Source organism: Teredinibacter franksiae, from assembly GCF_014218805.1.
In the GTDB taxonomy this organism is placed as follows: Bacteria; Pseudomonadota; Gammaproteobacteria; order Pseudomonadales; family Cellvibrionaceae; genus Teredinibacter; species Teredinibacter franksiae.
On sequence record NZ_JACJUV010000008.1, the window covers coordinates 450914 to 472088 of the forward strand.

The window sequence follows — 21175 nt, forward strand, 5'->3', positions numbered from 1 at the left end:
CACTAAAGGGTTCAACCCAATCGAGGATAAAGTATTTACTTTTTTCATGCGTTTATTTCTACGAAAAAACAAACGCAATTAAGTTTACAGCAAACGCGTGTATGCTTTAATGGCCGCGCCCGCTAATGTCGAATTGCGGTTATCCAACATACGCTGGTAATGACATAATAGCTTACGAACATAGGCGCGCTTGGTATCCGTCATTTCTTTCCATAAACCGTCTCCAATAGTAGACACTGGCACACACTCAGTAAGAGCACCCTCTCCAATAGAAGAGCGACGACTGTCATAACGCACCCAAAAATGCTCGTGACTAAACTTTTTCTCGGTGACAAAGGCTTCATCAATCAAACAAAAAGGTCTGCTACGCAGAAATTCGCGCAACTCAAACGTTTGGCAATTCGGGCTCAACATAAAATCAAGGGCCACCTCACCGCCTAAACGAGTCAAAACACCCTCAAGCATTGTTATCAAACTGTTGCCGCCAACGCCGGCAATAATGATCAAAGTGCGCTTCTGCGGTACGACCTCTAACGCCTCCAACTCACGGACATCCGCTGTTATAAAACTCAATCGACCATCATCTAAATAACCAAAATCCTCCACTACCTGATCGATGATGGCAGCAACTTTATCAACAAGGTATACATATGCATTCAAATGCTTTTTATGTAAATGCAAACCTAATCGACCGTGGTCACAACATAAATCCCAAATAGTGTCATACGGCTGAGCAGAATCGACCCACCGAAATATGTGATCTAAGCGTTCACCTAGACGCCGAACGATTTTCTGTGTCATAACTATTTTTAGTTTAGGGAGCCTCTGGTTAAGCGTAAGGGTCTCTGAGGGTTGCAGCTTTTAGCCTGTAAAGGCTGCTCACCAAGCGGGCCAATAACTTAAATGACCGTAGGTTAGCTTCATAAGCAAGAGCAGATGTTTTTCACGCACAAAAAAGTAACCTACAAAGGCGACTTTAAACGTCGCCTACAAGCAGTAACCTATCGTAGCTTTAGCTATTGAGGCGCATACCAAATGGGGGATGTCCAAGCCCGCTCTTGGACCGTCTTCGGTACATCTTCAAGCACCGGCAAATTATTTTTTACAGCATCGTAAGTACTCCAACGAGGCGTTGGGATTTCCAGCACCCGCATGTAATACAGCGCGTATTGCTGAGGATCAAAATTGTCGTCTTTCCAGTACCCAATCAGTTCGCTACTACCGATTGAATTACTGTATTCAGCCCGCGCAATGTCAACCGTATTGCCTACCTTTGGTAATGAACCATCCTCATTCAGCTCTCGATTATCTGACCAAACCACATTAACAATCCGCTCCTGCGGCTCCCCTTTTTCATTTACCCAGCCTTTAATGATTTGGATACGGTCTAAATTAGCCCCGTCGGGATCCTTACTCGCATAAACATTAAAGCCCGGCGCGCGCTTACTTTTCTGGAGCGTGCCGCCCATCGGTACACCATGTTTGTAGCCATTTTCAACTAGGCTCACCGAATTATTGCGCTGTTGCAGATGCTCACCCGCAAAGAACCTTGGTTGTATACGCGTACCAGAAGTCGCAAATGTTTCTCTAGCTCTTAGCGCATCGTAAATTGCACCGCGCGTATTTTTGGGTGCCCACACGCCCGTCATCGCTCCAGGGCTTGTATCTTTGGCCATTATCCATCCGCCAATATCGCCCTCACGCCTGCGCTCCACAGAGTTGTCAGCGGCACCATGGCTACCAATATAATTATCTTCCACAACATCGCTCGGCGTACCATTATGGCTATCCGTACCGCCTACAAAGCCCAACTTGTAAGGGTTGCTACCCAGCTTAGCTTGAAAATCCAATCCTTTGATAACGGCCCAGCGTACAAAGTTTTCTTTTGCAAAGCTCCGCCCACTGTAATTTGTCATGCTATCGGCATTTTCGAAATCTGCAAATTCATCGGCCGGCCAAAGTTTGCGATTGACCTCGGAATTTCCTTTTATTTGCATCATCTCTATAAGCGGCTCCCACTTTGCTCGACGCTTTGCATACTCGCCCGTTAGCGGTTTTCCCTTATTATCCACGGGCTCAAACATCAACCCCTTACTGGCATTCGAGTTATGCGGAATGGCTAACAATGTCGAACCCTGCTGCTCTTGCTTTTCAAGCCAGCCCCAAACGACTTCTTCATCACTGGTATCAATCGAGCTTATTGGCATGTGCGGCAATTTAAGGTCTCGAAAAATAATATTGCGGTGCATATTCCCACCCTTAGGTGCTGCACTCCATTCAAATGCTGGCAACGTAGTAAACTTTCCCGGCTCGTAATGTTCTATTGCCGCATCAATAATAACTTGCCAGCCCATTTTGAAAACGTCATCGCCAGGGTAAAACGGCGTATGCTGTGGTGAACCTGAACGATTATTTGAGACAACGTATTTAAGAAACCAAGCTTCTTGGTCTTCAAAATTATCGAGAGATCTCAGCTCTACTAGTTCCGGCTGCCCATGACCCGGCGAACCTTCGACCAACGTTGAATACATTTCACCCAAAAACTCAGAGTGATCGGTAACTGCTGCAAAATCCAAAGGTTTAACAATGTTGTGTATTTGCCCGTTAACCATCATTGACTCGCCCTTCGCAAATACTAACACCTCCCTGAAATACTAACGCCTCCCTGAAATACTACCGCCTCCCTATTGTACCGACCGGCATATGGGTCGTACGTAACCATAAACAAAATACACTTATTTCACTTCACTTGTTAATTTTGGCCGCTTATGTCTACATCTCCGGTATAAAGCTGAGGGGTTTTCCTAGCAAGCTTGTGAAAATAGCGTAACACAAACAGACTCATCTTCGTTTGCGCCTTTCCCGTTGCTGGCACTGAACCCTTGATATTCACATATTCTATGTACCCCCACTGAAAACTTGAATATCCAACAGTATTCGCCCAAGAAGTATTTCCAATGAATACGGAGACGTAAGCGTTTATACGTATCCATCGACACCTGAGGTTACACATACCGTTACTAGCTCCGGAATAATAATGCATTTCAACAGAAACACTAATAATGCCAAGCTAAACCCTTAGCCTAAGAGCTTTAAAACGTAAGCCGCAAAGGGGGGAACAGTTCTTTTTCAGTAAAGAAAATGCCGGAACGCAGACCTTTTTGAAGCACAGAGTTTTATAAAAATTTATTTACATCTACCATAGAGCAGCCCCATAAATAAGAGGTTAGACTTTATTTCCATTTATTACCCCGAAAAATAGGCTGGAAAATCAACTCTACACGCTGCAATTACCCTCAATCATAAATAGAACACGACACTGCAAAAAAAACCTGCAATATCGTGTTTAGAACTTACTTAGATGCTTGATTCTTTGTTAGTGCGCTGCTTAAGGTACTACCCCACTGATGAAAATGTTCTTTCAAGTTATGTTCGTGGTTAAGTCGTGTATTTTCTTGAACATTTTTGCCTATATTTTGAACTCCCTCCGCTAGCGTTAGGAGGTCGCCTGTATGTGCATCCCGCAATCGCACTTCAAATTTAATCTCGCCAGACCCCTGAGTAACGCCAGACTTATCTCCACGCTTTGCCCAGGGTGTTAAACGAACAACTTTAATATCAACGAGCATTGCGTTTGCCGAAGCTTGTTCAACAACCTTGTATTTACCACTCTCCGATAAACCAGCGGATATACTTTCAAGATATACACTGCGCATATAACTGATATTCTTCTCGCTGATCACCCACTTGTGTGGCTTATTGTTTTCTGCCCAGGGTGGCGGAACCACATTCTGGTCAGATAAATCGAGCGGGGAAACCACAAATTCGCTGTACTTGTTCAAATCCATTCCCGGACGAACATATTCAATAGAAACATCTGCCTGTGCGCTGGAGGCCATTAGCGGCAGCGCTACCAAAACAAATAATGTCATGGCGCGGATCGCCATTTTTATCACACCAAAGGTGTTTCGCATATTCATTACTCCTTGTTTACAAATTAATAACCAAACTATTTTTATTAGAAACTTCGATATTATCATGGGCTTTGGTATTTCCTGTATTCTAGGTACTTACGTTCATACATACGTTCATACATACGTACATTCATACCACCTACCCCATCAATACAGCTAACAGCACACTAAGAATTGGGCAAATCACACGCTCGCCTTCAATTAAGCTGAAGCCTGAAAAGCAAGAATAGAATAAGCGCCACGCTCATTAAACGCTCCCGAGCGCCAATGTAGCAAAATGCAGCATTCGAAAAGCGATTGACGGCTACTTAGCAAACCGCCAGAGCAAACTTAAAGCCAAAGATCAAAAGGCAATTATAACAAGCACTTCTTACCCCGTCCTATTTCAATTTCAATAAACCTAACCCGTATGCGAAAGACACCTTTAATCCGAAGAATATCCGGCGCGCAAATTATTGATCACCAGCAAGCGGTCTTCAGCCTTTTATAATCCATCGAAATCAACAGACACCCCTGTAATAACCACAAATAAATGATGAGAATAGCCCCAATCACCACAATAGCTGGGGCATAGAGCCATCGCATTTTTACCTTGCGGAACAGCCAAGCGGACTAGCCCGTTGGTTCCCGCCCCTCTAACGGTAATCTATCCATACGTGTTGGGTACTGCTCCGGATTGCCATTGACTGCTTTATTGTTGGGTTTGATAGTGCTCTAGCGCTTAAGCCGTGCACTGGAATGGAATTGTTAGCCACGGCCACTGCAAAACCCCAAGCCGTAGCCCACCTAAAGTCAGCTACCAGCAACAGTTGGGCACATAATGTACCGTTGCAACCTTAGGGCATCAGTAACGCACAAGCCCTTTTCAAGGGTCAATCAATGCAACCCACACTACACTCTAGCCCGACCTAAGGCTCTAGCATCAGCTACTCCAGCTGCTCACACTTGCACTTGCCCTTCCCCATAGACAGTCCTGCGATCTATTGGGTGCCTGGAACCCCGCCTACAGACTTTCCTGCGTGCAGCTTATATTTACTTTCAATGTAATCCAATACTTCGCTTTGTGCGTAACAACCAAACAAGCTTTACGACTTACAAGGCTTCAGCTTCCATATTCTTTCTCAAATATTATAAAAGTGATGAACCCTGAACATATCGCCATAATGTGGTTTAGAAAAGACCTGAGACTCACCGACAACCCCGCACTTGTTGAAGCAGCAGCAAAGGGCCGGGTATTGCCTGTATTTGTGCTTGATGATGACAGTCCGGGTAAGAATCAATATGGCTCTGCGAGCCGCTGGTGGCTTCATCACTCGCTTGAGGAGCTTAACAAACAGCTCAATGGGCAACTACACATCTACAAGGGTGATGCCAAACACATTATACCCAATCTGGCAGGGAGTTTTGCCAACTGCTCCGTTCACTGGAATCGTAGCTACGAACCGTGGCGCATACAAAGGGATAAAACAATAAAAGCATTACTTGCCGAAAAAAATATTGATTCTAATAGCTTTAATGGATCGTTATTATGGGAACCGTGGGAAACCTTAAAACGCGATGGAACACCTTATAAGGTGTTCACTCCGTTTTATCGAAATGCGTGCTCTAGCGCTATTCAACCGCGTACACCCGTAAAAAAACCGAAGCTCAAACTGGAGGATAGCCCTCACAACTCTTTGGATATTTCTGCACTTAACCTTCTGCCAAAAATCCCCTGGGACGCACAATTCAAAACTCATTGGCAGCCCGGTGAAGCCGGTGCGCGAAAGCGAACCAAGGTGTTTATTAAAAGTGGAATAAAGGACTACAAAGAAGGGCGCAATTTTCCCGATAAAAAAAACGTCTCGTATTTATCTCCTCATCTGCATTGGGGCGAGCTATCCCCCCATCAAATCTGGCATGACATACAAGCGTTAGCGGCAGGAGAAAACGAAGATTGCTTTAAAAGTGAATTAGGTTGGAGAGAGTTTTCCCACGCTCTTTTGTATTATTTTCCGACGATTACACACAACAACCTGCAATCTAAGTTTGATGCATTTCCATGGAAAAATAATGCGCGATTACTGAAAGCCTGGCAGGAAGGTAAAACAGGTTACCCAATCGTCGATGCTGGCATGCGTGAACTGTGGCAAACTGGCTATATGCACAACCGAGTAAGAATGATTACAGGTTCTTTTCTCGTTAAAAATCTTTTGATTCACTGGCACTACGGCGCCAAATGGTTTTGGGATTGTCTACTAGACGCCGACCTCGCAAACAATAGTGCAAGCTGGCAATGGATAGCCGGGTGCGGAGCAGACGCTGCCCCCTACTTTCGTATATTTAACCCGGTGACACAGGGGCAAAAGTTTGACTCAGACGGTGCCTACACACGTCGTTTCGTACCGGAACTGGCGAATCTGCCCGACAAGCTACTGTTTAGCCCATGGCTAGCGCCTGACTCAACATTGCAGGCCGCTGGCGTAGAGCTAGGGGTAAACTACCCTAACCCTATTGTCGACATTAAAACATCAAGAGTTGAAGCGCTTGATGCCTTCCAAAGTATAAGAAGATAAAGTTGAGGCACCTCAATTCGAGGCTTAGACGTCTTACTGAAACCACCAATTTATACCGTTATTGATAGGCCACCCCCAATAATCAACTGGATTTACGCATCCAAACTGACTGAGAGTTTCGACAAAATGTGTAAACGCCATCTGAACTTCTATCGTTACTATCAAAAACGGTTATCGAGATGGCTCGACAGGAATTAACTTCTGCCATTGGCACAAATACACCTTTTATATTTTTGTTCGGGAGTCGCCAGGAAAAAGGCCTATTATCGGCCCCATTTTCTAGTGTGTAATCTAGCTCACCCTTAAGGTACTGCCAATCTTGTTTTGAAAAATTACTGGTTGCAGCCTCAACCACCTTCCACTTATCAGCTCTTTTACAGAGATCGAAATGATATATTTCGGCCCTATTTTCGCCTTTTTTTAACGCAAACCGTATCCGTCGGCACTGCTCGCCATTCATTTGATAGCTAAACTTTGGTTCGAACACGCCTCTCAACCCACTGGGATGTTTCCACTGTAAAGACTCAAGATCTTTAACAGCTTCAAGTGTTTCTCTGGCAGATTTTTTTATTGTTGCCACTTCATCCTTATTCAACCCGGAGAAAACCGAACCATTAAGAAACCCATAGTTTGAGGCAACCGCTGTTGACGACAAGCACAAAAGGCACAGCAACAATAGCTTTCGCATGCTGAATATCTCCATAACAGTGAAACAAAAATAAAAACGAAACTTTCCTGATCTCGCCAACAATTAAACTGAACGCACTTTGCGTTTAAAAGGTACCGTTATTAATTGATCTTAACCTCTGGTTAAAATCATTCAGCAGAGGTGCCATTAACCTTAAGGTGCTCTCCTATTAAACGGCCAATCAATACACTCAAGTACATCACACCACTACATGCCTCGAGTATAACCAACGCCTGCGAAATTGGTCTTTGAGGCGCTATATCCCCAAAACCTAACGTTGTAAGCGTTACAAAACTAAAGTAGGTACATTCGAAAAACATGGCACCTTTATTAATCGAACCAATACCAGAGAAAGCATCTGGTAGATAATGATGCGTAATTATATAAACCTGCCCCCAAAGAACGCCGAGCAAAAGATACACGCAAATAGCACCTACTATGCGATTGCGGTTTATTTCACCTCCACCAAGCACATCTGAAAGTGCCAACCAAACAGTAAACACATAAAAAGCTAAAAGTACAAAGTTGAGATATATAACTGGCGGAGCTGAAGTAAACATACTGGCAGTCGTTATGAATAATGCCATTGCTGCCAACCCCCACCCAATTATCGTCACATAAACAACATCGGAGAGGCTCCAAACACTAACAATCAACATTGCGCAGAAAACAAACTGCACCAGCGGCGCACTGGACAACAACCGTGTTTCCACAACCAACGGCATTGCCAGCAAAACAAGCAGAAGCCCGAAAAACAGGTAGGAATAATTAATATCTTTTTTCAATTTTAAGGGCATTCTTGTAACGTCTATCGTTAAAATTTCGAAACGGTGGAGCTTACTCTAGCGTCACTCACCTAGCTAACACTGACAGGCATATGACACAGGCAACAACTAAATACAGTAATTTCGACGGGCTCAAAAAATCACTTCAGGGTGCTAGCAACATTATCTATCGCCTTAAACCACTTACTAAAAGCCAACTTCATCTTCCTAATGTTGTTCATTCGGTCATTGCGCTCCAGATACATGCTATCGCCCACCTCTTCCTCATGCGTAGCATATGCAACCAACTCTCCTGTGGATGCGTCCGTAAGCTTTATAACCATTTTTACGTACCCTACGCTGTGAGTGAATATCTTTTCGCCTGAACTACGATCATTGCTTCTATCTTTAGACGCTGACGGATAGAAATCGGTAAAAACAAACTCTCCGGATAACGTACCTTCGCCCACCCCTTTTGCAATGGAAAGACTTTTATCACCGGTAAATGTTTTTTCCGCCGTTTCTCTAAACCCGCGCTGTAACGAGGCATGATCTTGTTCGGTCAACGCCCATTTATCACCGGAATTTAAGCGTCGATCATCTATTTTTAAAGTGCTTAGGTTGAGATCAGCCAAATACAACTTGCTGTAGCGCGCAAACACATCCCCAGACAATACGTAAAGCTCGTCAAAACCAGCCCCCTCTACCCGGCTTAGTTGAGGGTGATTTGGTGCCGATTCGCCAGCAACAAACTCGGGAGTACTTGTGCAAGACACCAAAAACAAAGTAATAACTAAAAATAATATTTTCATGCATGAATCTCCAAAAACCTATGGACGAATATTTAGGGACATTTTAATAAAGGGTGTAGATGCTATATTTTGTTCGAATTCGACGTTACCCTGCTCTTCAATCGAGTAACGACCAAAACCTGAATACCCAGCACCGACTTCCCCCCAAAGCATGCTAAACAATTGCCGCTCGTACGAAAGCCCTACATTAACCTGGCTAATACTTTTTACGTCAAGCTCAGTTTCACCATCTGCAACCCACTGACTAGTCGAATAAATTGCGCCCAATCTGTATATGCTGTGCTTATTGGGGGCATATGAAATGGCAGGCCAGGGTAGGAGTGCACTCACGCTCCATTTTTTACCCAAATACAGATCGAAACCAATATACGGGATATATGTTTGCATAGATTGCTCGTTGATACCAACTAAGCCCCAGTAGGTATGGAATGTGGGACGATGACGATAACGAAATCCCCCTCCACCAATACTTCCCCAAGGATGATCAATAGACTTGCCAAAATCGAAACCGCTATAGTAGTAATAGAACGCGCCCACCTGAATCGACGTACTAGGCTGGCCAACCCAAGCCAGCATGCCACCCGCCGTTTTTATCGTGCGTTTTTGGTTTTCACCTCCGGGAACGTTCAATTCTATTGTCTCGTAGTCGAGGGTCTCGCCGAGCAAAATCATGTTCTTTTGGCCCACCCACACCGGTAAACCCAGCGCATGGGAATAGTTTTGAAGTGAAAGTTCGCAGCTTTCCGGCCCACAGTCCTCCAACTCTATGCCACCTTGAACATTCCCCCCCAAATAACCAACAGGGAAAAACGGGACATTCGAAACATTCCGGTCAAAAACAAAATCACTGCGCATTACAGCATCGATAATATTCTCACCAACAGCATGGGCGCGAGCTGTTACAACCACTATCGAAAAACAAAAAACACAACGCCAAAATTTCACAAAATTTACCCTATTGGTTTTCGCTGGTAGTAGGTCCATCTCTACCGACCTTTAGCTTTACGAGAAAATAGCCTCCAACCAAACATATCACAACAAAACCTGCCGCAAAAATAGTTAGCGGGTCCGAGTGGTGATAGTCAAGCGTGATGAGATGACGCGAAGTTGCAATTATAGCGATAGCTAAAATTGCCTCCATTTTGATACTGCTATTTTCAGCAAATGACTTAACAGTACCTATTAGTTCAATCCCCAACAAAACCAGTAGAAAACCGCCAAAAACATGGTAAAGACCTGTCTGTAATCGTCCAATCGGCTCCGCTATTTTCTGCCCTTCAGAAAAAAGGGCCACTATAGGCTGAACATCCACGACAGTTTTAAGTAAAACGATTGTAAACATAACCGCCGCATACGTAATGGCAATCATCAGTAAAACGGCCATTACAAGTGTAATCAAGCGCTCGAAGCGAGGGTAAACCTCGCGAAAAAAACGTTCTGTCATCTATCCATCCCCTAATTATGTATTTTTTTCCGAGTGCTACTGACGTAATACGCTTATATACCGCAAACGTTTATATCGCAATTTTTCACTATTCAGCTAGGCAGCCTATACGGCGATCATTTTTGCCCTTCACGCATATCCTATTCAACAAACGCAGGTCTATACACTTAGCGCGTGGGCCCTATCTATCTTTTCCTGAATTACCGTACCGCGGATACAAGCTACTTCCCCGAAGGGAAACTACCCATAAGCACCTGGGTCAACCTATCTATTCGCCGCAAGCGTTCCTCAGGTTCCAACCCTTCAATAACGAAGGCCTCTACACTTGATCGCCACAGGAGGTTATTTCGGATTGCCTGGCTACCCGACTCAAGCACCCATGCATTATTCTTCGCCACAGCGGCTATAACGGTAGCCGTACGGTCTTGCTCAGCAGCATTCATCCCAGGCGCTACCTGAAAAAATTGGGATACACGCTTAGAAGACTCCACCTGGTTATCGAGTACTGCGAGGCCTAACACATAGGTGGCATTAGAAGCGTCTGTGGTAAAACGGTAACCACGCTTTTCCAACAGTTCTTTTACTTGCCCCATCATGTGGGAAATAAGCATATTTGCATCAGGCTCACCTTCTGGAACAGACCATATAATGCCGTTTTCGTACCAGCTAAAAGTATCACCAACTAAGGGGCTAAACGTTGGACTTTTTGTAGCCGCAGCAGAATAGGCTTGCTTGGCGCGAATATCGTCTTCTTCGCTCGATGGGTTAGGGCTGGTACAGGCGGTAAACAAAACAGCCAATAGAAAAATAGCTAAGGCTTTAAATGAGAGCATGGTTAATCCTAAATTTGGTCCGAATGTGATTATACATTTGATACTGGCAACAGGAACCAGCGTTATTAGCCTGTTTCAACAATTCATTTTCAGTGCACCCCGCTAGTATTTTCCGTAACTAGAAACTCACCAACAAAAAATATGGGATGGATATTCTACATTACACGAAGGTAGCGTTCATAACCCTCGCCTATGATTCGAGCTTTGCGCTTCGATCTACCAGGATTTCAATTACCGAAATTACCGAAATTACCGCCACAGGCTAAATTAACAACCGCGCTTCACAACAACATTGAACCTGTTCATGCTACCCAATGGAGCGCCACGGTTACTTGAAGCTTTACCCTACGGAGCGTTATAAAGCGACTAATACGACCGGTAATCTCGTGCCAACCAACAAGAAAGCATGATTTAGTTTTGCCACGCTGGTGAATCATCGTTAAACTTCCACATTTTAAGCTGATTGGGGAACCAGACAACAAGTTCAGCTTCTACTTCCCCCCTACGGAGAACACAATGCATAAACGTTTTTATAAACCCGCCCTAATGTGCATCGCATTAGCCATTTTTTGGAGCTCTAGCACACAAGCTAGGCGTGTAGGTTCTGGTGAGGCCATTTTTATATTGCCCTATGTCCAGAGTCAAACCATCGATTTTGAAGGTGGCGCCAAGGCTGACATCAATTCAGACCCAGGTATAGGTTTCGGTTTTGCTTACAACTACAGCTCAAAACTTGCCGGCAGAGTTGATTTTCTTTGGAACAATGTAAGTTACGATGCCACCAGAATTATTGACGATGCTGACAAAACAGAAGAAATTGTATCGGGCAGGCTAGACACCTTTAACCTTTTACTGGGTGGGGAATATTACTTCCTCGAAAACGAATTATCTCCGTTCGTTGCAGCGGGCATTGGCTGGAATTATATCGATACGAATATTCCATCTGGCCCACCATCGAATGTCTGCTGGTGGGACCCGTTCTGGGGGTATATTTGTAGCGGATATCGACCAACCTACGGCTCAAATGAATTTTCGTACAACTTTGGCCTTGGGCTGCGGGTGCCGGTAGGACGATCAAATTTCCTAAAAGTAGGCTACTACACGAGCTATTCGGATCTAAACAACTCAACCTCTTCTACTTCAATCGATACGTTTCGATTCGAATTTGGATTCAGCTACTAAGAAGCAGTAACCGACATTTTGTTGAAATACCGCTTCATTGAAGCCAAAAAGACTACCGGAGAAAGCTCTAAACGACTTCCTCCGGTTTTTTTTGAGCAGAATTTAGATGCCCTTTAGGGAGCTTTTAATGAAATGGGAACAGATAGTCCACCCAAGCGGACATACGCAGTAATATTTTGCGCACAATCGCGATATGATGAAAATGCTTCGAGTAAATAGCTGACTGAGCATATGCGCCGCCCGGAACCCGCCCGGCATACTTTTCAAAGCGCTCATCAGTGATATGAATTAATACCGGAATCTGCCCAGCCAAAGGCGCCATTGCCGGGCTAACCAGATCCCCCGACGCCTGAACTTGGCCCTCGGCAAGTGCCGGTAAAACAGATTTCACCTCCGCGCTAAAGACCGTTCCCGGAATACCATCGAAAGCAACCTCAGCCTCCGAGCCAACCTCCAAACGCAACATCGTATTCTGACTGAACCAACCAATAAGGTACTGCTCGTCCGTCGCAATAAATATCATTACGGGTCGCTGAGGTATATTCGACGCTCGCATACCGTGCCATAGCGCTACCTGAGTAACGTAACCATCAGCGGGAGCTCGCTCAGTGGTTTGCTCTAGCTGATAATTGGCTTGTGCAAGTTGTGCGTGTAAATCGTTCAACGTAGCCGTGGCTAAATCAAAATCTCTTTTGCTACCTGCGTTACGCTGAAATAGAGAGTTGGCACGATCAATATCGGCATTAGCCAATTCTATACGCGCCTCTAAGCCTTTAATGGTGTATTGAAAGGGCGTAGGGTCCAAGCGGAACAAGACATCACCTTTTTCCAAGGATTGATGATGGCCCTTTACCGCCACTTCTATTACTTCGCCGTTAACATGCGGCACTATTGGTGTCGATATAAAGTACTGCCTACTTATTTCAGCGTAGGGGTGGTTGTAATTCAGGGTTAAAATGAGCCCGCCCATAAATACAATTCCACCTAACACAGCGGTAGGTATACTCCATTTATTGAGGGGGATTTTGAAAACCTTAAATAGAACAATACAAATTGCCGCATAGGTGAGGATTAACAGTGAATCCATTACTTTTCCTCCCCAGCGCTTTCACTATGGCCTACAGCAGAACCCGCTTTTTCAAGCTCCTCCAGCCGCTGAGATAGCAATTTTATTTGCGCTGTAATACTTGCAGGGCTTTCACCTCTATCGCCCCCAGAGGAGGCCATACCCCACCCTCGATCCTCTCGGTAAAGCGTGGCCCATATCCACAAAAAAGGCCAAATAAAATGCAATGTAAACAAGCTTATCCAGCCAGCATAGTGTATTGCGTCCTGATGTGGATGGTTACGATGTACTGAAATCTCATACGGAATATCATGAATCACAATAATGCCGTAAAAGATCGTTACAGTCGCGAAGATCAATATTACGAGTGCCACATAATCCAACACTTTGTTATCTCCATTTTATTTAGGTCACCTCTAATTAATTGCTTTTGGACTCTGACGCTGTGTGGGCAGAGACTAAAATCAAATATTTGAGGTGCTCTCAACTATCGACTATCGACTATCAAGGCTTAAACGGTAGGTAATTGCAGGTAAACGCGGGTAATCATCTCTACAGTACAAGCTTCCTTTCTGCTTGGCGCTATTTCGATGTGAATCTCTTCGGTGATATCCAGGCTGCGTTTGTTGGCAACCAACTCCCTTAAAATGCTTCTGGTACGAATTGCGTTGCCAGGTTTAACGGGAGCAAGAAAACGCGCATTGTTCAACCCACAATTCACGATTAAACGTGCGTTGGGGTAATGTAGGCTGGCATAAGCCTCTAGGCTGCGAAGCTTGGGGATGAGCGACAAGATAAGAAAGCCATGGGCAACCGTCGATTTAAACGGCGAGGAATGTTTGGCCTGCTCCGGGTCTACATGGATCCACTGCTTGTCACCCGTAACCTCAGCAAAATTGTCTATATCTTGCTGACTTAGCTTATGCCAATCGCCAATATGTATTTCTTGGCCAAGTCGGGATTGTAGCCGCAGCTTTAATTCGAGCACTTCAGAGGTAGGGATTACAGCGGAATGTTGCTCCTCATTGGCTACCGCCATTAATCTAGAAAACCAGGCACTGGCAAATGAGTTAGAAAATGAATTAGTAACTGATTGGTTAAAGTTTTCTTTCAACTCTCTAACCTGAGGCTCCCACTTTTTGATGAACTCGCCATTGCTGATCTGTATCTGCTGGCTCTTTTCTTTCAATAAGTTAACCAGTTTCACCAGAGCAATCCCCTTTTACAGTTAAACCAGTAATAGTTGGAGGTTTAGAACAACCTCGTTGAGGGCAATTAGTTACGAACTTGGGCATTCTACGGCATATCCCCACCGTAACAAGTGCTGTAATCATAGCGGTTTTAACGAGCAAACCAAATCCAAACAGTCCAAAACATTAACTAATTACGCTAAATTATTGATATATATAGAAACTTTGCCATAGAATAGGTTGAATTCACTCACGTTAATTGACCGCCTTTGAACTCACCAACCCCCATATTTGACAACTTCGACACGCTTGATAACCCCTTCCACCAGAAGGTCTTCCATATTGCGTCTTTCTTTGGCCGCAAGGAAGCTATTTTAGCGGCCGATACAGACTATGAGTTTTCACTTAAATTTTTGTACAGCTATATTGGCAGTAGTGCTACGTTTAGCGCCTACCGTCGCGAGCTGGAACGTCTGCTGCAGTGGTCCTGGTTTGTACGAAAGCTACCGATTACCGGGCTAAAACGAGAAGACATCGAAGCCTATGTAAAATTCGCCCGCAACCCTCCGGCCGCCTGGATTGGCTTAAAAAACGTGGCGCGCTTCAAACAGATTGGCGGTGACCGTAAACCCAATCCCGACTGGCGCCCCTATGTCGTCAGCATAAACAAAGAGCTCGTACGTGCAGGTATTACACCAACGATAGAACAATACGAGCTGTCTCAAAGTGCGCTAAAGGCCACCTTTTCTGTGCTCTCGTCCTTCTTTGGGTACCTCATTCAGGAAGGCGTGGTGGAAGCGAACCCCGTAGCGCTTATTCGGCAAAAAAGTAAATTCATTCAAAAAGAGCAAACACAAAAACCTATACGGCGGATATCAAACCTTCAGTGGGATTTCCTTAAAGAGCTCGCTCAAGAGTTAGCCGAACAAAACCCTGTAAAGTACGAACGCAGCCTGTTTATCCTTAATTGCTTATTCGGTATGTACCTGCGTATATCCGAAGTGGTTGCAGATGAACGCTCTACCCCCACCATGGGAGATTTTCAGCGGGATATGGACGGTAACTGGTGGTTCCACGTTACCGGTAAAGGCAATAAAAATCGCATTGTGACCGTATCTGACGAAATGCTTAATGCCCTTAAACGTTATCGCCAATTCCTCAACTTACCGGTACTCCCTGTATCTGGAGAGCGAACCCCCTTAGTGGCCAAAACAACCGGGCGTGGCGCGGTAACCAGCACAAGACAAATTCGCTCCCTACTCCAAGAGCTGTTCGATCAAGCCTACGAAAAAATGGTTAAAGAAGGCTTCGCCGACGACTCACAAGACCTGCGCTCGGCTACCGCGCACTGGCTGCGCCACACCGGCATTTCCGAAGATGTAAAAATTCGCCCGCGCGAACATGTCCGAGATGACGCAGGCCACGCAAGCATGGCAACCACTGACAAATACATCGACAGTGATTTACGCGAGCGCCACGCTTCCGGCCGACGAAAAAAGCTCTAGCCCTACCAAACTGATAAAAATTGTAAAAACCGCACCCAGTAGCTCCTGACTGGTGCAGGTTAAATGATAGGCTGCCTTCTTAACCTGAGGGAGCAAACACTATGTATCGACTTACCGGTACCCCGGCCCGCTTCGTATTCGCACTGGCCATCAGCTCGCTATATGCCTGCGGGGGCAACTCAACCGGCGGCAGTAACAACACACCCGCTAATTCCAGTAGCGCTACCTCAGCATCATCAAGCTCCAGCGTGTCTAACGTCAGCTCTTCCAGCTCAAGTATCTCATCAAGCGCCAGCGCTAGCGTTAATTCTTCAACAAGCAGCGCGTCTCAGTCCAGCGCAAGCAGCGCGGCATTAACCCGAGTGAGTAACACCCACTGTATTGCACCTACTCAAGTATCTCAGGGTGATACTAATTTTTCGTTTACCCAGGCTTTCCCCAATTTACCGGCAATATCTGGGCTGCTGGGGTTATTCCAAGCACCGGGTGACAACAACCATTGGTACGCATTGATACGCAACGGGTTGATATTGCGCTTTTCTACCGACACCAACGCCAGCACAACTGATACGTTTTTTGATCTAAGCGCTTCGGTACGTACCAGCTTCGAAATGGGTATGCTGGGCTTAGCGTTTCATCCGCAATTTGCCACCAACGGTGAATTTTTTATCTCTTACAACAACAATAATAACGAATCGGTTATCTCTCGATTCACCTTCAGTGGTGCCCTACCCGTTGCCACCAACACGGAAGAAATAATACTTACCGTTGCCCAGCCGGCACAAAACCACAATGGTGGCAATATCGGCTTCGGGCCGGATGGTTATCTTTATATAGGTTTTGGCGACGGAGGCGGCTCTAACGACCAATATGGTCACGGGCAAAACACCCAAACCTTGCTCGGAAATTTACTCCGTATAAATATCGATGCAGACACAGGCTACACCATTCCCAGCGACAACCCCTTCGTGGGGAATGCTAACTTTTTACCCGAAATATACGCCTATGGCCTACGCAACCCATGGCGCTGGAGCTTCGACAGCCAAAACGGCAGCCTTTGGCTGGCCGATGTTGGCCAAGGAAAATATGAAGAAGTGAACATTGTAAACCCCGGTGACAACCTGGGTTGGCCAATAATGGAGGGCAACAACTGCTTCGGCAGTAATGCCTGCTCAAGCGAGGGCCTCGCACTGCCCATTACCGAATACGACCATTCTGGCGGTGCCTGCTCAATTACCGGCGGCTTTGTATACCGAGGTAATGACAATGATATTAGCGGCCATTATTTTTACGCCGATTACTGCACCGGCGATATTTACCGCACCTGGCACGACGGAACAGAGTACCAGTCTGAAATTATTGGCCCAAGCCACACAAATATTGCGGCATTCGGCCAGGGCCACAGCGGCGAAGTCTATGCGCTAGCGGTCAGCGCGAGCGCCGGCAATAATATTTTTAAAATTGAGCAAACAGAAAGCGGTAATAGCAATATTCCACAACTGTTATCGGCCACCGGCTGTTACCAGTCCACACCTGACAAAACGCCTGCCGAGAGCCTTGTACCCGTTAGCCTCAACGCTCCGTTTTGGTCAGATGGCGCAGAAAAGGAACGGTTTTTTGCCATTCCAGACAACACCTACATCAGCCTTGATAATGACGGCGATTTTGAGTTTCCTCAGGGAGCGGTTCTGGTTAAAAACTTTTACGACGGCAGCCAAATACTGGAAACTCGCCTGCTTATGCACCACAGCACAGGCTGGGCAGGATACAGCTATGAATGGCTAGAAGACGGCAGTGATGCACGCCTACTTAGCGAAGCAAAAGAAGTGGATACAGGTAATTTTACCCATACCTTCCCAAGCCAAAGCCAATGCACTATCTGCCATACCGGCGCCGCGGGCGTATCACTTGGGTTTGAAGCCATGCAGCTGGAAAAAAGCCACACCTACACCAGCGGTATTACCGTAAATAGCCAAATGCAGGAACTTTACCGGGCTGGCTTTTTAGCTATGGATCCCTCCACCATTACCTACCCAACAATGGAGCCGCTCACCAACAACCAAGCCAGTATTGGCGACCGAGCACGCGCCTACTTACACAGCAATTGCAGTGGTTGCCATAGGCCCGGTAGCACAGCGGCACAAATGGATTTACGCTATACAACGCCACTTACAAATACAGGGGCCTGCAACCAGGAGCCTTACGGCGGAAACCTAGGCATAGCCAACGCGCGCATTATTGCACCAGGCTCGGCTGAACGCTCGATAATGCTCGAACGCATATCGGTATTAAACGAAAATCGAATGCCACCTCTCGCCACCCAGCGGCTTGATGAAAGCGCCATAAGCGTAATAGAAACATGGATTAACGGAATGAGTGACTGTACAGATTAGTACGAGTTTGCAAAAGTGAAGCAGGAGGGAGGAGTACTAACAACGGGTTGCTGAATCACTGAGCGTATCAACAATATCATACCCGTAAACGTAAAACGCCGCGCTCACAAGAGCGCGACGTTGTCTAAATACGGTTTTCTATTTAAACGGGTACAACCTTGTTAGCACAAGGACCTTTCTGGCCTTGACCAACTTCAAACTCAACAGCCTGACCATCATTTAAAGTTGCGTAACCGCCACCTGCTTGAATTTCAGAATGATGAACAAACAAATCTTTGCTGCCGTCTTCTGGAGTGATAAAACCAAAACCTTTGTCCGCGTTAAACCACTTAACTGTGCCTTTAGCCATAATACTTTCTTCTCACATGGTGAAATAATTGAAAGACTCTATCCGCTATCACCATTACGAATACAGTTTTTGAAGTTGTTACAAACACCACCATATGACATGTAAAGCAAGTTGGGCACTTATTCGGGCCAAGAACCACATATCAATACCAATTAAATTGGCAACAGCAATTAACACCGAATACACAAGTGGAAACACCGGAAATACTATTACGGAAAAACCTTACAACCACCATTAACCTTGACGGGGTTCATGTTTTCACTAACATTTTGGATTCACGGCAAGCCTTAAATACCCTGCCATGCCAATAATGGCCTGCGTATCATACACCAAGCCGAAAGGCGGGCACAGGGGGGAGTAACAATAATTACTCTATATAGCATAAAAATACCGCAAATCTAGCCCCGAGTAGTGCTTCAGGCAGTATAAAATCAGACCCATGCGGATATTCACGCCAAACCACCATCCCAAATACGCCTCACCACCCCTTTTCTAGTCTTTGGCATTACAACACCACCAGGGACCAAAAAAACCTATTTTTTCCTATATAAAGAGGTTAGCTAGCTGAAAAGCCATCAAACGCTCAATTGCTACTCAATATTGGCTATTCGGGTCTCGGCGCCTCCAAGTGAAAGGCCCTAGGCTATTGCCACCATTTCATTTTGCCAGGCTGGGGCTGCAAAGCTTACCCCTTCACAAGGTTAATTCACCCGCAGCTCATAAGTAGTGAACTTATTACCGAGCAATTCACTTGTATAAACATTGCTCGCTATTTTATACAGAAACTTATAGTCACGACGAGTATGCAATAAATGAATGTAAACCTGCTTATGGCCAAACGCTTTTGCCCATTGCATAAGCTCACCGAACACCCGCTTTCCTAATCCCCAAAACTTACTATCGATTACAATCGCGATCTCATAACGCTCACCATCAAGCTGTATACCGCACCAGCCTGCTAATCGGTTATTGTACAACACGCCCCGCACCTTACAGCCAGGCATTGCATCCACCTCTAATTTTACTGCAATCCAAGCCTTTAAGGAATTCGCATCAAATAGCGCATGCTCAACCAAATGCTCACGAACCCTGCAACTGTTAACCAAGGGCAGCAACGCGTGAAGCTTCAGCGTATTGAATTCAACGTAGCTTATCACGTCCATTTTCTAGTGCGCTCGACTATAGTCTACCTAGGCTCAACACCCTACCAATAACACACCACAATTGGAAATATTCGGGGAATATCTAGCCATATAACGCCGCAAAGTCTTTAAAGAACTTAAAGGCATCGCAATTAAGATAGACTGCCATTCCAACAAGAAGCTATTCACCACTTTCACCACGGCAAACAAAATGAAAAAAGAGCAGATTCCCGCCATACATGCTTTTCGAGCCTTTGCCATTATAAGTGTTGTAGCCATCCACGCTTTTGAATTTGTTTTTTATTACGCGGGTCAAAGCACTGGCGCACTGCACCCCTGGATACCCTTCGCCCAAAAAGTGAACGCTATGCTATTCCACAGTAGCACGCTGTATTTTGCCCTTATTTCAGGTATTCTTTTTTCGCTGATTCTATCAAACCGCGGATGGAAACAGTTTTTTATCTCGAAAATAAGCTACGTTGCACTCCCCTATTTAATCTTCACTTGCCTCTTTACCTGGCGACACTACGCCTTCTCCGGCGAGCTGACTTATTTTGACAACGGTATTGCCCCCTATATTGAATCTGTTACAAACAACTTGTATACCGGTGGCGCACTATTTACCTTTTGGTATATCCCTATACTGCTAGTGTTGTATTTAAGCACACCGGTTATCGCATCACTGCTTAAACACAAGCAAGGTAAATGGCCCACACGGCTGGTTATTCTACTACCTCTGGTGATCTCACGAGTATGGCCGGAGCTAAGTTGGACAAATTACGTCTATTTTTTTGGTGCCTATACCTTAGGTATGCTTGCGGGCTCCCACTATCGAGAAGCGATTAGATTTATACAGCGTAACCATCGCACAATCTGTCTGCTTGCCTTCGGCTCATCAGCACTCATTCTAGTTTTGATGATGTTCGACATTCAACACCTAACAATAACCGACCTACAAGAAAGCGCATGGTATGTCCAAAAAATATCAATATCCGCACTGGTGCTGTATTGGTTCGAACGAAAGCTAACCCGCATACCGGTTTGGCTGGGCATAATAGGTGATTACACCTTTACCCTCTATTTCATACACGCCTATTTATTGTTTGCACTATACGATTTTTTCTTTATACGAGGCGCAGTATTGAATGGGTTAGTGGCGACGCTCATTTTTTCAATAATCACACTAGTAGCTACACTCTTGGCGTGTGCAGCTATCACCTATTCACTAAAAGCCATATTTGGAAAAAGTTCAAAATACATCATAGGTGCATAACACCA

The 21175-nt window shown here is 45.3% G+C and carries 19 protein-coding genes; 5 read left to right on the forward strand and 14 right to left on the reverse strand.

Annotated features, from left to right (window positions below):
* Window positions 1–84: 84 nt before the first annotated feature.
* From H5336_RS21550 to H5336_RS21560, 3 genes are all read right to left on the reverse strand, one after another.
* Entirely contained in the window at window positions 85–801 is a 717-nt protein-coding gene (locus H5336_RS21550) for a tRNA (adenine(22)-N(1))-methyltransferase TrmK (RefSeq protein ID WP_185236513.1), read from the reverse strand.
* Between the two features lie 215 nt (window positions 802–1016).
* A complete protein-coding gene (locus tag H5336_RS21555; protein WP_313558246.1) occupies window positions 1017–2642 on the reverse strand; it encodes a DUF3604 domain-containing protein in 1626 nt (541 codons plus the stop codon).
* A 711-nt stretch (window positions 2643–3353) separates the two neighbouring features.
* Window positions 3354–3974 (reverse strand): DUF3313 family protein, encoded by a 621-nt coding sequence (locus H5336_RS21560; RefSeq protein ID WP_185236515.1) that lies wholly within the window; start codon window positions 3972–3974, stop codon window positions 3354–3356.
* Window positions 3975–5113: 1139 nt separating this feature from the next.
* On the opposite strand from H5336_RS21560, the gene H5336_RS21565 reads away from it, so the two are divergent.
* Window positions 5114–6529, forward strand: coding sequence for a cryptochrome/photolyase family protein (locus tag H5336_RS21565; protein WP_246439522.1), 1416 nt, complete (start codon window positions 5114–5116; stop codon window positions 6527–6529).
* 82 nt (window positions 6530–6611) lie between these two features.
* Here the strand turns inward: H5336_RS21565 and H5336_RS21570 are convergent, their stop codons facing one another.
* From H5336_RS21570 to H5336_RS21595, 6 genes are all read right to left on the reverse strand, one after another.
* Complete coding sequence (locus tag H5336_RS21570; RefSeq protein ID WP_185236516.1) at window positions 6612–7217, reverse strand: hypothetical protein; 606 nt, start codon at window positions 7215–7217, stop codon at window positions 6612–6614.
* Window positions 7218–7345: 128 nt separating this feature from the next.
* Window positions 7346–8002 (reverse strand): potassium channel family protein, encoded by a 657-nt coding sequence (locus tag H5336_RS21575; protein ID WP_185236517.1) that lies wholly within the window; start codon window positions 8000–8002, stop codon window positions 7346–7348.
* A gap of 140 nt (window positions 8003–8142) precedes the next feature.
* On the reverse strand, window positions 8143–8793 hold the full coding sequence (locus tag H5336_RS21580) for a DUF3313 family protein (protein ID WP_185236518.1): 651 nt from the start codon (window positions 8791–8793) through the stop codon (window positions 8143–8145).
* Between the two features lie 18 nt (window positions 8794–8811).
* Complete coding sequence (locus H5336_RS21585) at window positions 8812–9738, reverse strand: hypothetical protein (RefSeq protein WP_185236519.1); 927 nt, start codon at window positions 9736–9738, stop codon at window positions 8812–8814.
* Between the two features lie 10 nt (window positions 9739–9748).
* Window positions 9749–10237 (reverse strand): phosphate-starvation-inducible PsiE family protein, encoded by a 489-nt coding sequence (locus tag H5336_RS21590; RefSeq protein WP_185236520.1) that lies wholly within the window; start codon window positions 10235–10237, stop codon window positions 9749–9751.
* Window positions 10238–10458: 221 nt separating this feature from the next.
* Window positions 10459–11070: a hypothetical protein gene (locus tag H5336_RS21595; RefSeq protein WP_185236521.1), complete on the reverse strand. Its 612-nt coding sequence runs from the start codon at window positions 11068–11070 to the stop codon at window positions 10459–10461.
* Between the two features lie 516 nt (window positions 11071–11586).
* On the opposite strand from H5336_RS21595, the gene H5336_RS21600 reads away from it, so the two are divergent.
* Entirely contained in the window at window positions 11587–12252 is a 666-nt protein-coding gene (locus H5336_RS21600; protein ID WP_185236522.1) for an outer membrane protein, read from the forward strand.
* Window positions 12253–12376: 124 nt separating this feature from the next.
* Here H5336_RS21600 and H5336_RS21605 read toward each other — a convergent pair whose 3' ends face one another.
* The 3 genes from H5336_RS21605 to H5336_RS21615 all read right to left on the reverse strand — a co-directional run bounded on the left by H5336_RS21605 (window position 12377) and on the right by H5336_RS21615 (window position 14525).
* Entirely contained in the window at window positions 12377–13339 is a 963-nt protein-coding gene (locus H5336_RS21605; RefSeq protein ID WP_185236523.1) for an HlyD family secretion protein, read from the reverse strand.
* The gene (locus H5336_RS21610; protein ID WP_185236524.1) at window positions 13339–13704 is read right to left on the reverse strand and encodes a DUF3302 domain-containing protein; all 366 of its coding nucleotides are present in this window, start codon (window positions 13702–13704) and stop codon (window positions 13339–13341) included. Before H5336_RS21610 ends, H5336_RS21605 begins: the two co-directional genes overlap by 1 nt.
* Before the next feature lie 125 nt (window positions 13705–13829).
* A complete protein-coding gene (locus tag H5336_RS21615) occupies window positions 13830–14525 on the reverse strand; it encodes a MaoC family dehydratase (RefSeq protein WP_185236525.1) in 696 nt (231 codons plus the stop codon).
* A gap of 252 nt (window positions 14526–14777) precedes the next feature.
* Here H5336_RS21615 and H5336_RS21620 point away from each other — a divergent pair, with 252 nt between their 5' ends.
* Both H5336_RS21620 and H5336_RS21625 read left to right on the forward strand, forming a co-directional pair.
* Window positions 14778–16013, forward strand: coding sequence for a tyrosine-type recombinase/integrase (locus tag H5336_RS21620; protein WP_185236526.1), 1236 nt, complete (start codon window positions 14778–14780; stop codon window positions 16011–16013).
* Window positions 16014–16114: 101 nt separating this feature from the next.
* The gene (locus H5336_RS21625; protein WP_185236527.1) at window positions 16115–18406 is read left to right on the forward strand and encodes a PQQ-dependent sugar dehydrogenase; all 2292 of its coding nucleotides are present in this window, start codon (window positions 16115–16117) and stop codon (window positions 18404–18406) included.
* Between the two features lie 142 nt (window positions 18407–18548).
* On the opposite strand, the gene H5336_RS21630 is transcribed toward H5336_RS21625, so the two are convergent.
* The gene (locus H5336_RS21630) at window positions 18549–18755 is read right to left on the reverse strand and encodes a cold-shock protein (protein ID WP_185236528.1); all 207 of its coding nucleotides are present in this window, start codon (window positions 18753–18755) and stop codon (window positions 18549–18551) included.
* Between the two features lie 701 nt (window positions 18756–19456).
* Window positions 19457–19918 (reverse strand): GNAT family N-acetyltransferase, encoded by a 462-nt coding sequence (locus tag H5336_RS21635; RefSeq protein ID WP_185236529.1) that lies wholly within the window; start codon window positions 19916–19918, stop codon window positions 19457–19459.
* Window positions 19919–20108: 190 nt separating this feature from the next.
* Here H5336_RS21635 and H5336_RS21640 point away from each other — a divergent pair, with 190 nt between their 5' ends.
* Window positions 20109–21170: an acyltransferase family protein gene (locus tag H5336_RS21640; protein WP_185236530.1), complete on the forward strand. Its 1062-nt coding sequence runs from the start codon at window positions 20109–20111 to the stop codon at window positions 21168–21170.
* Window positions 21171–21175: the final 5 nt, after the last annotated feature.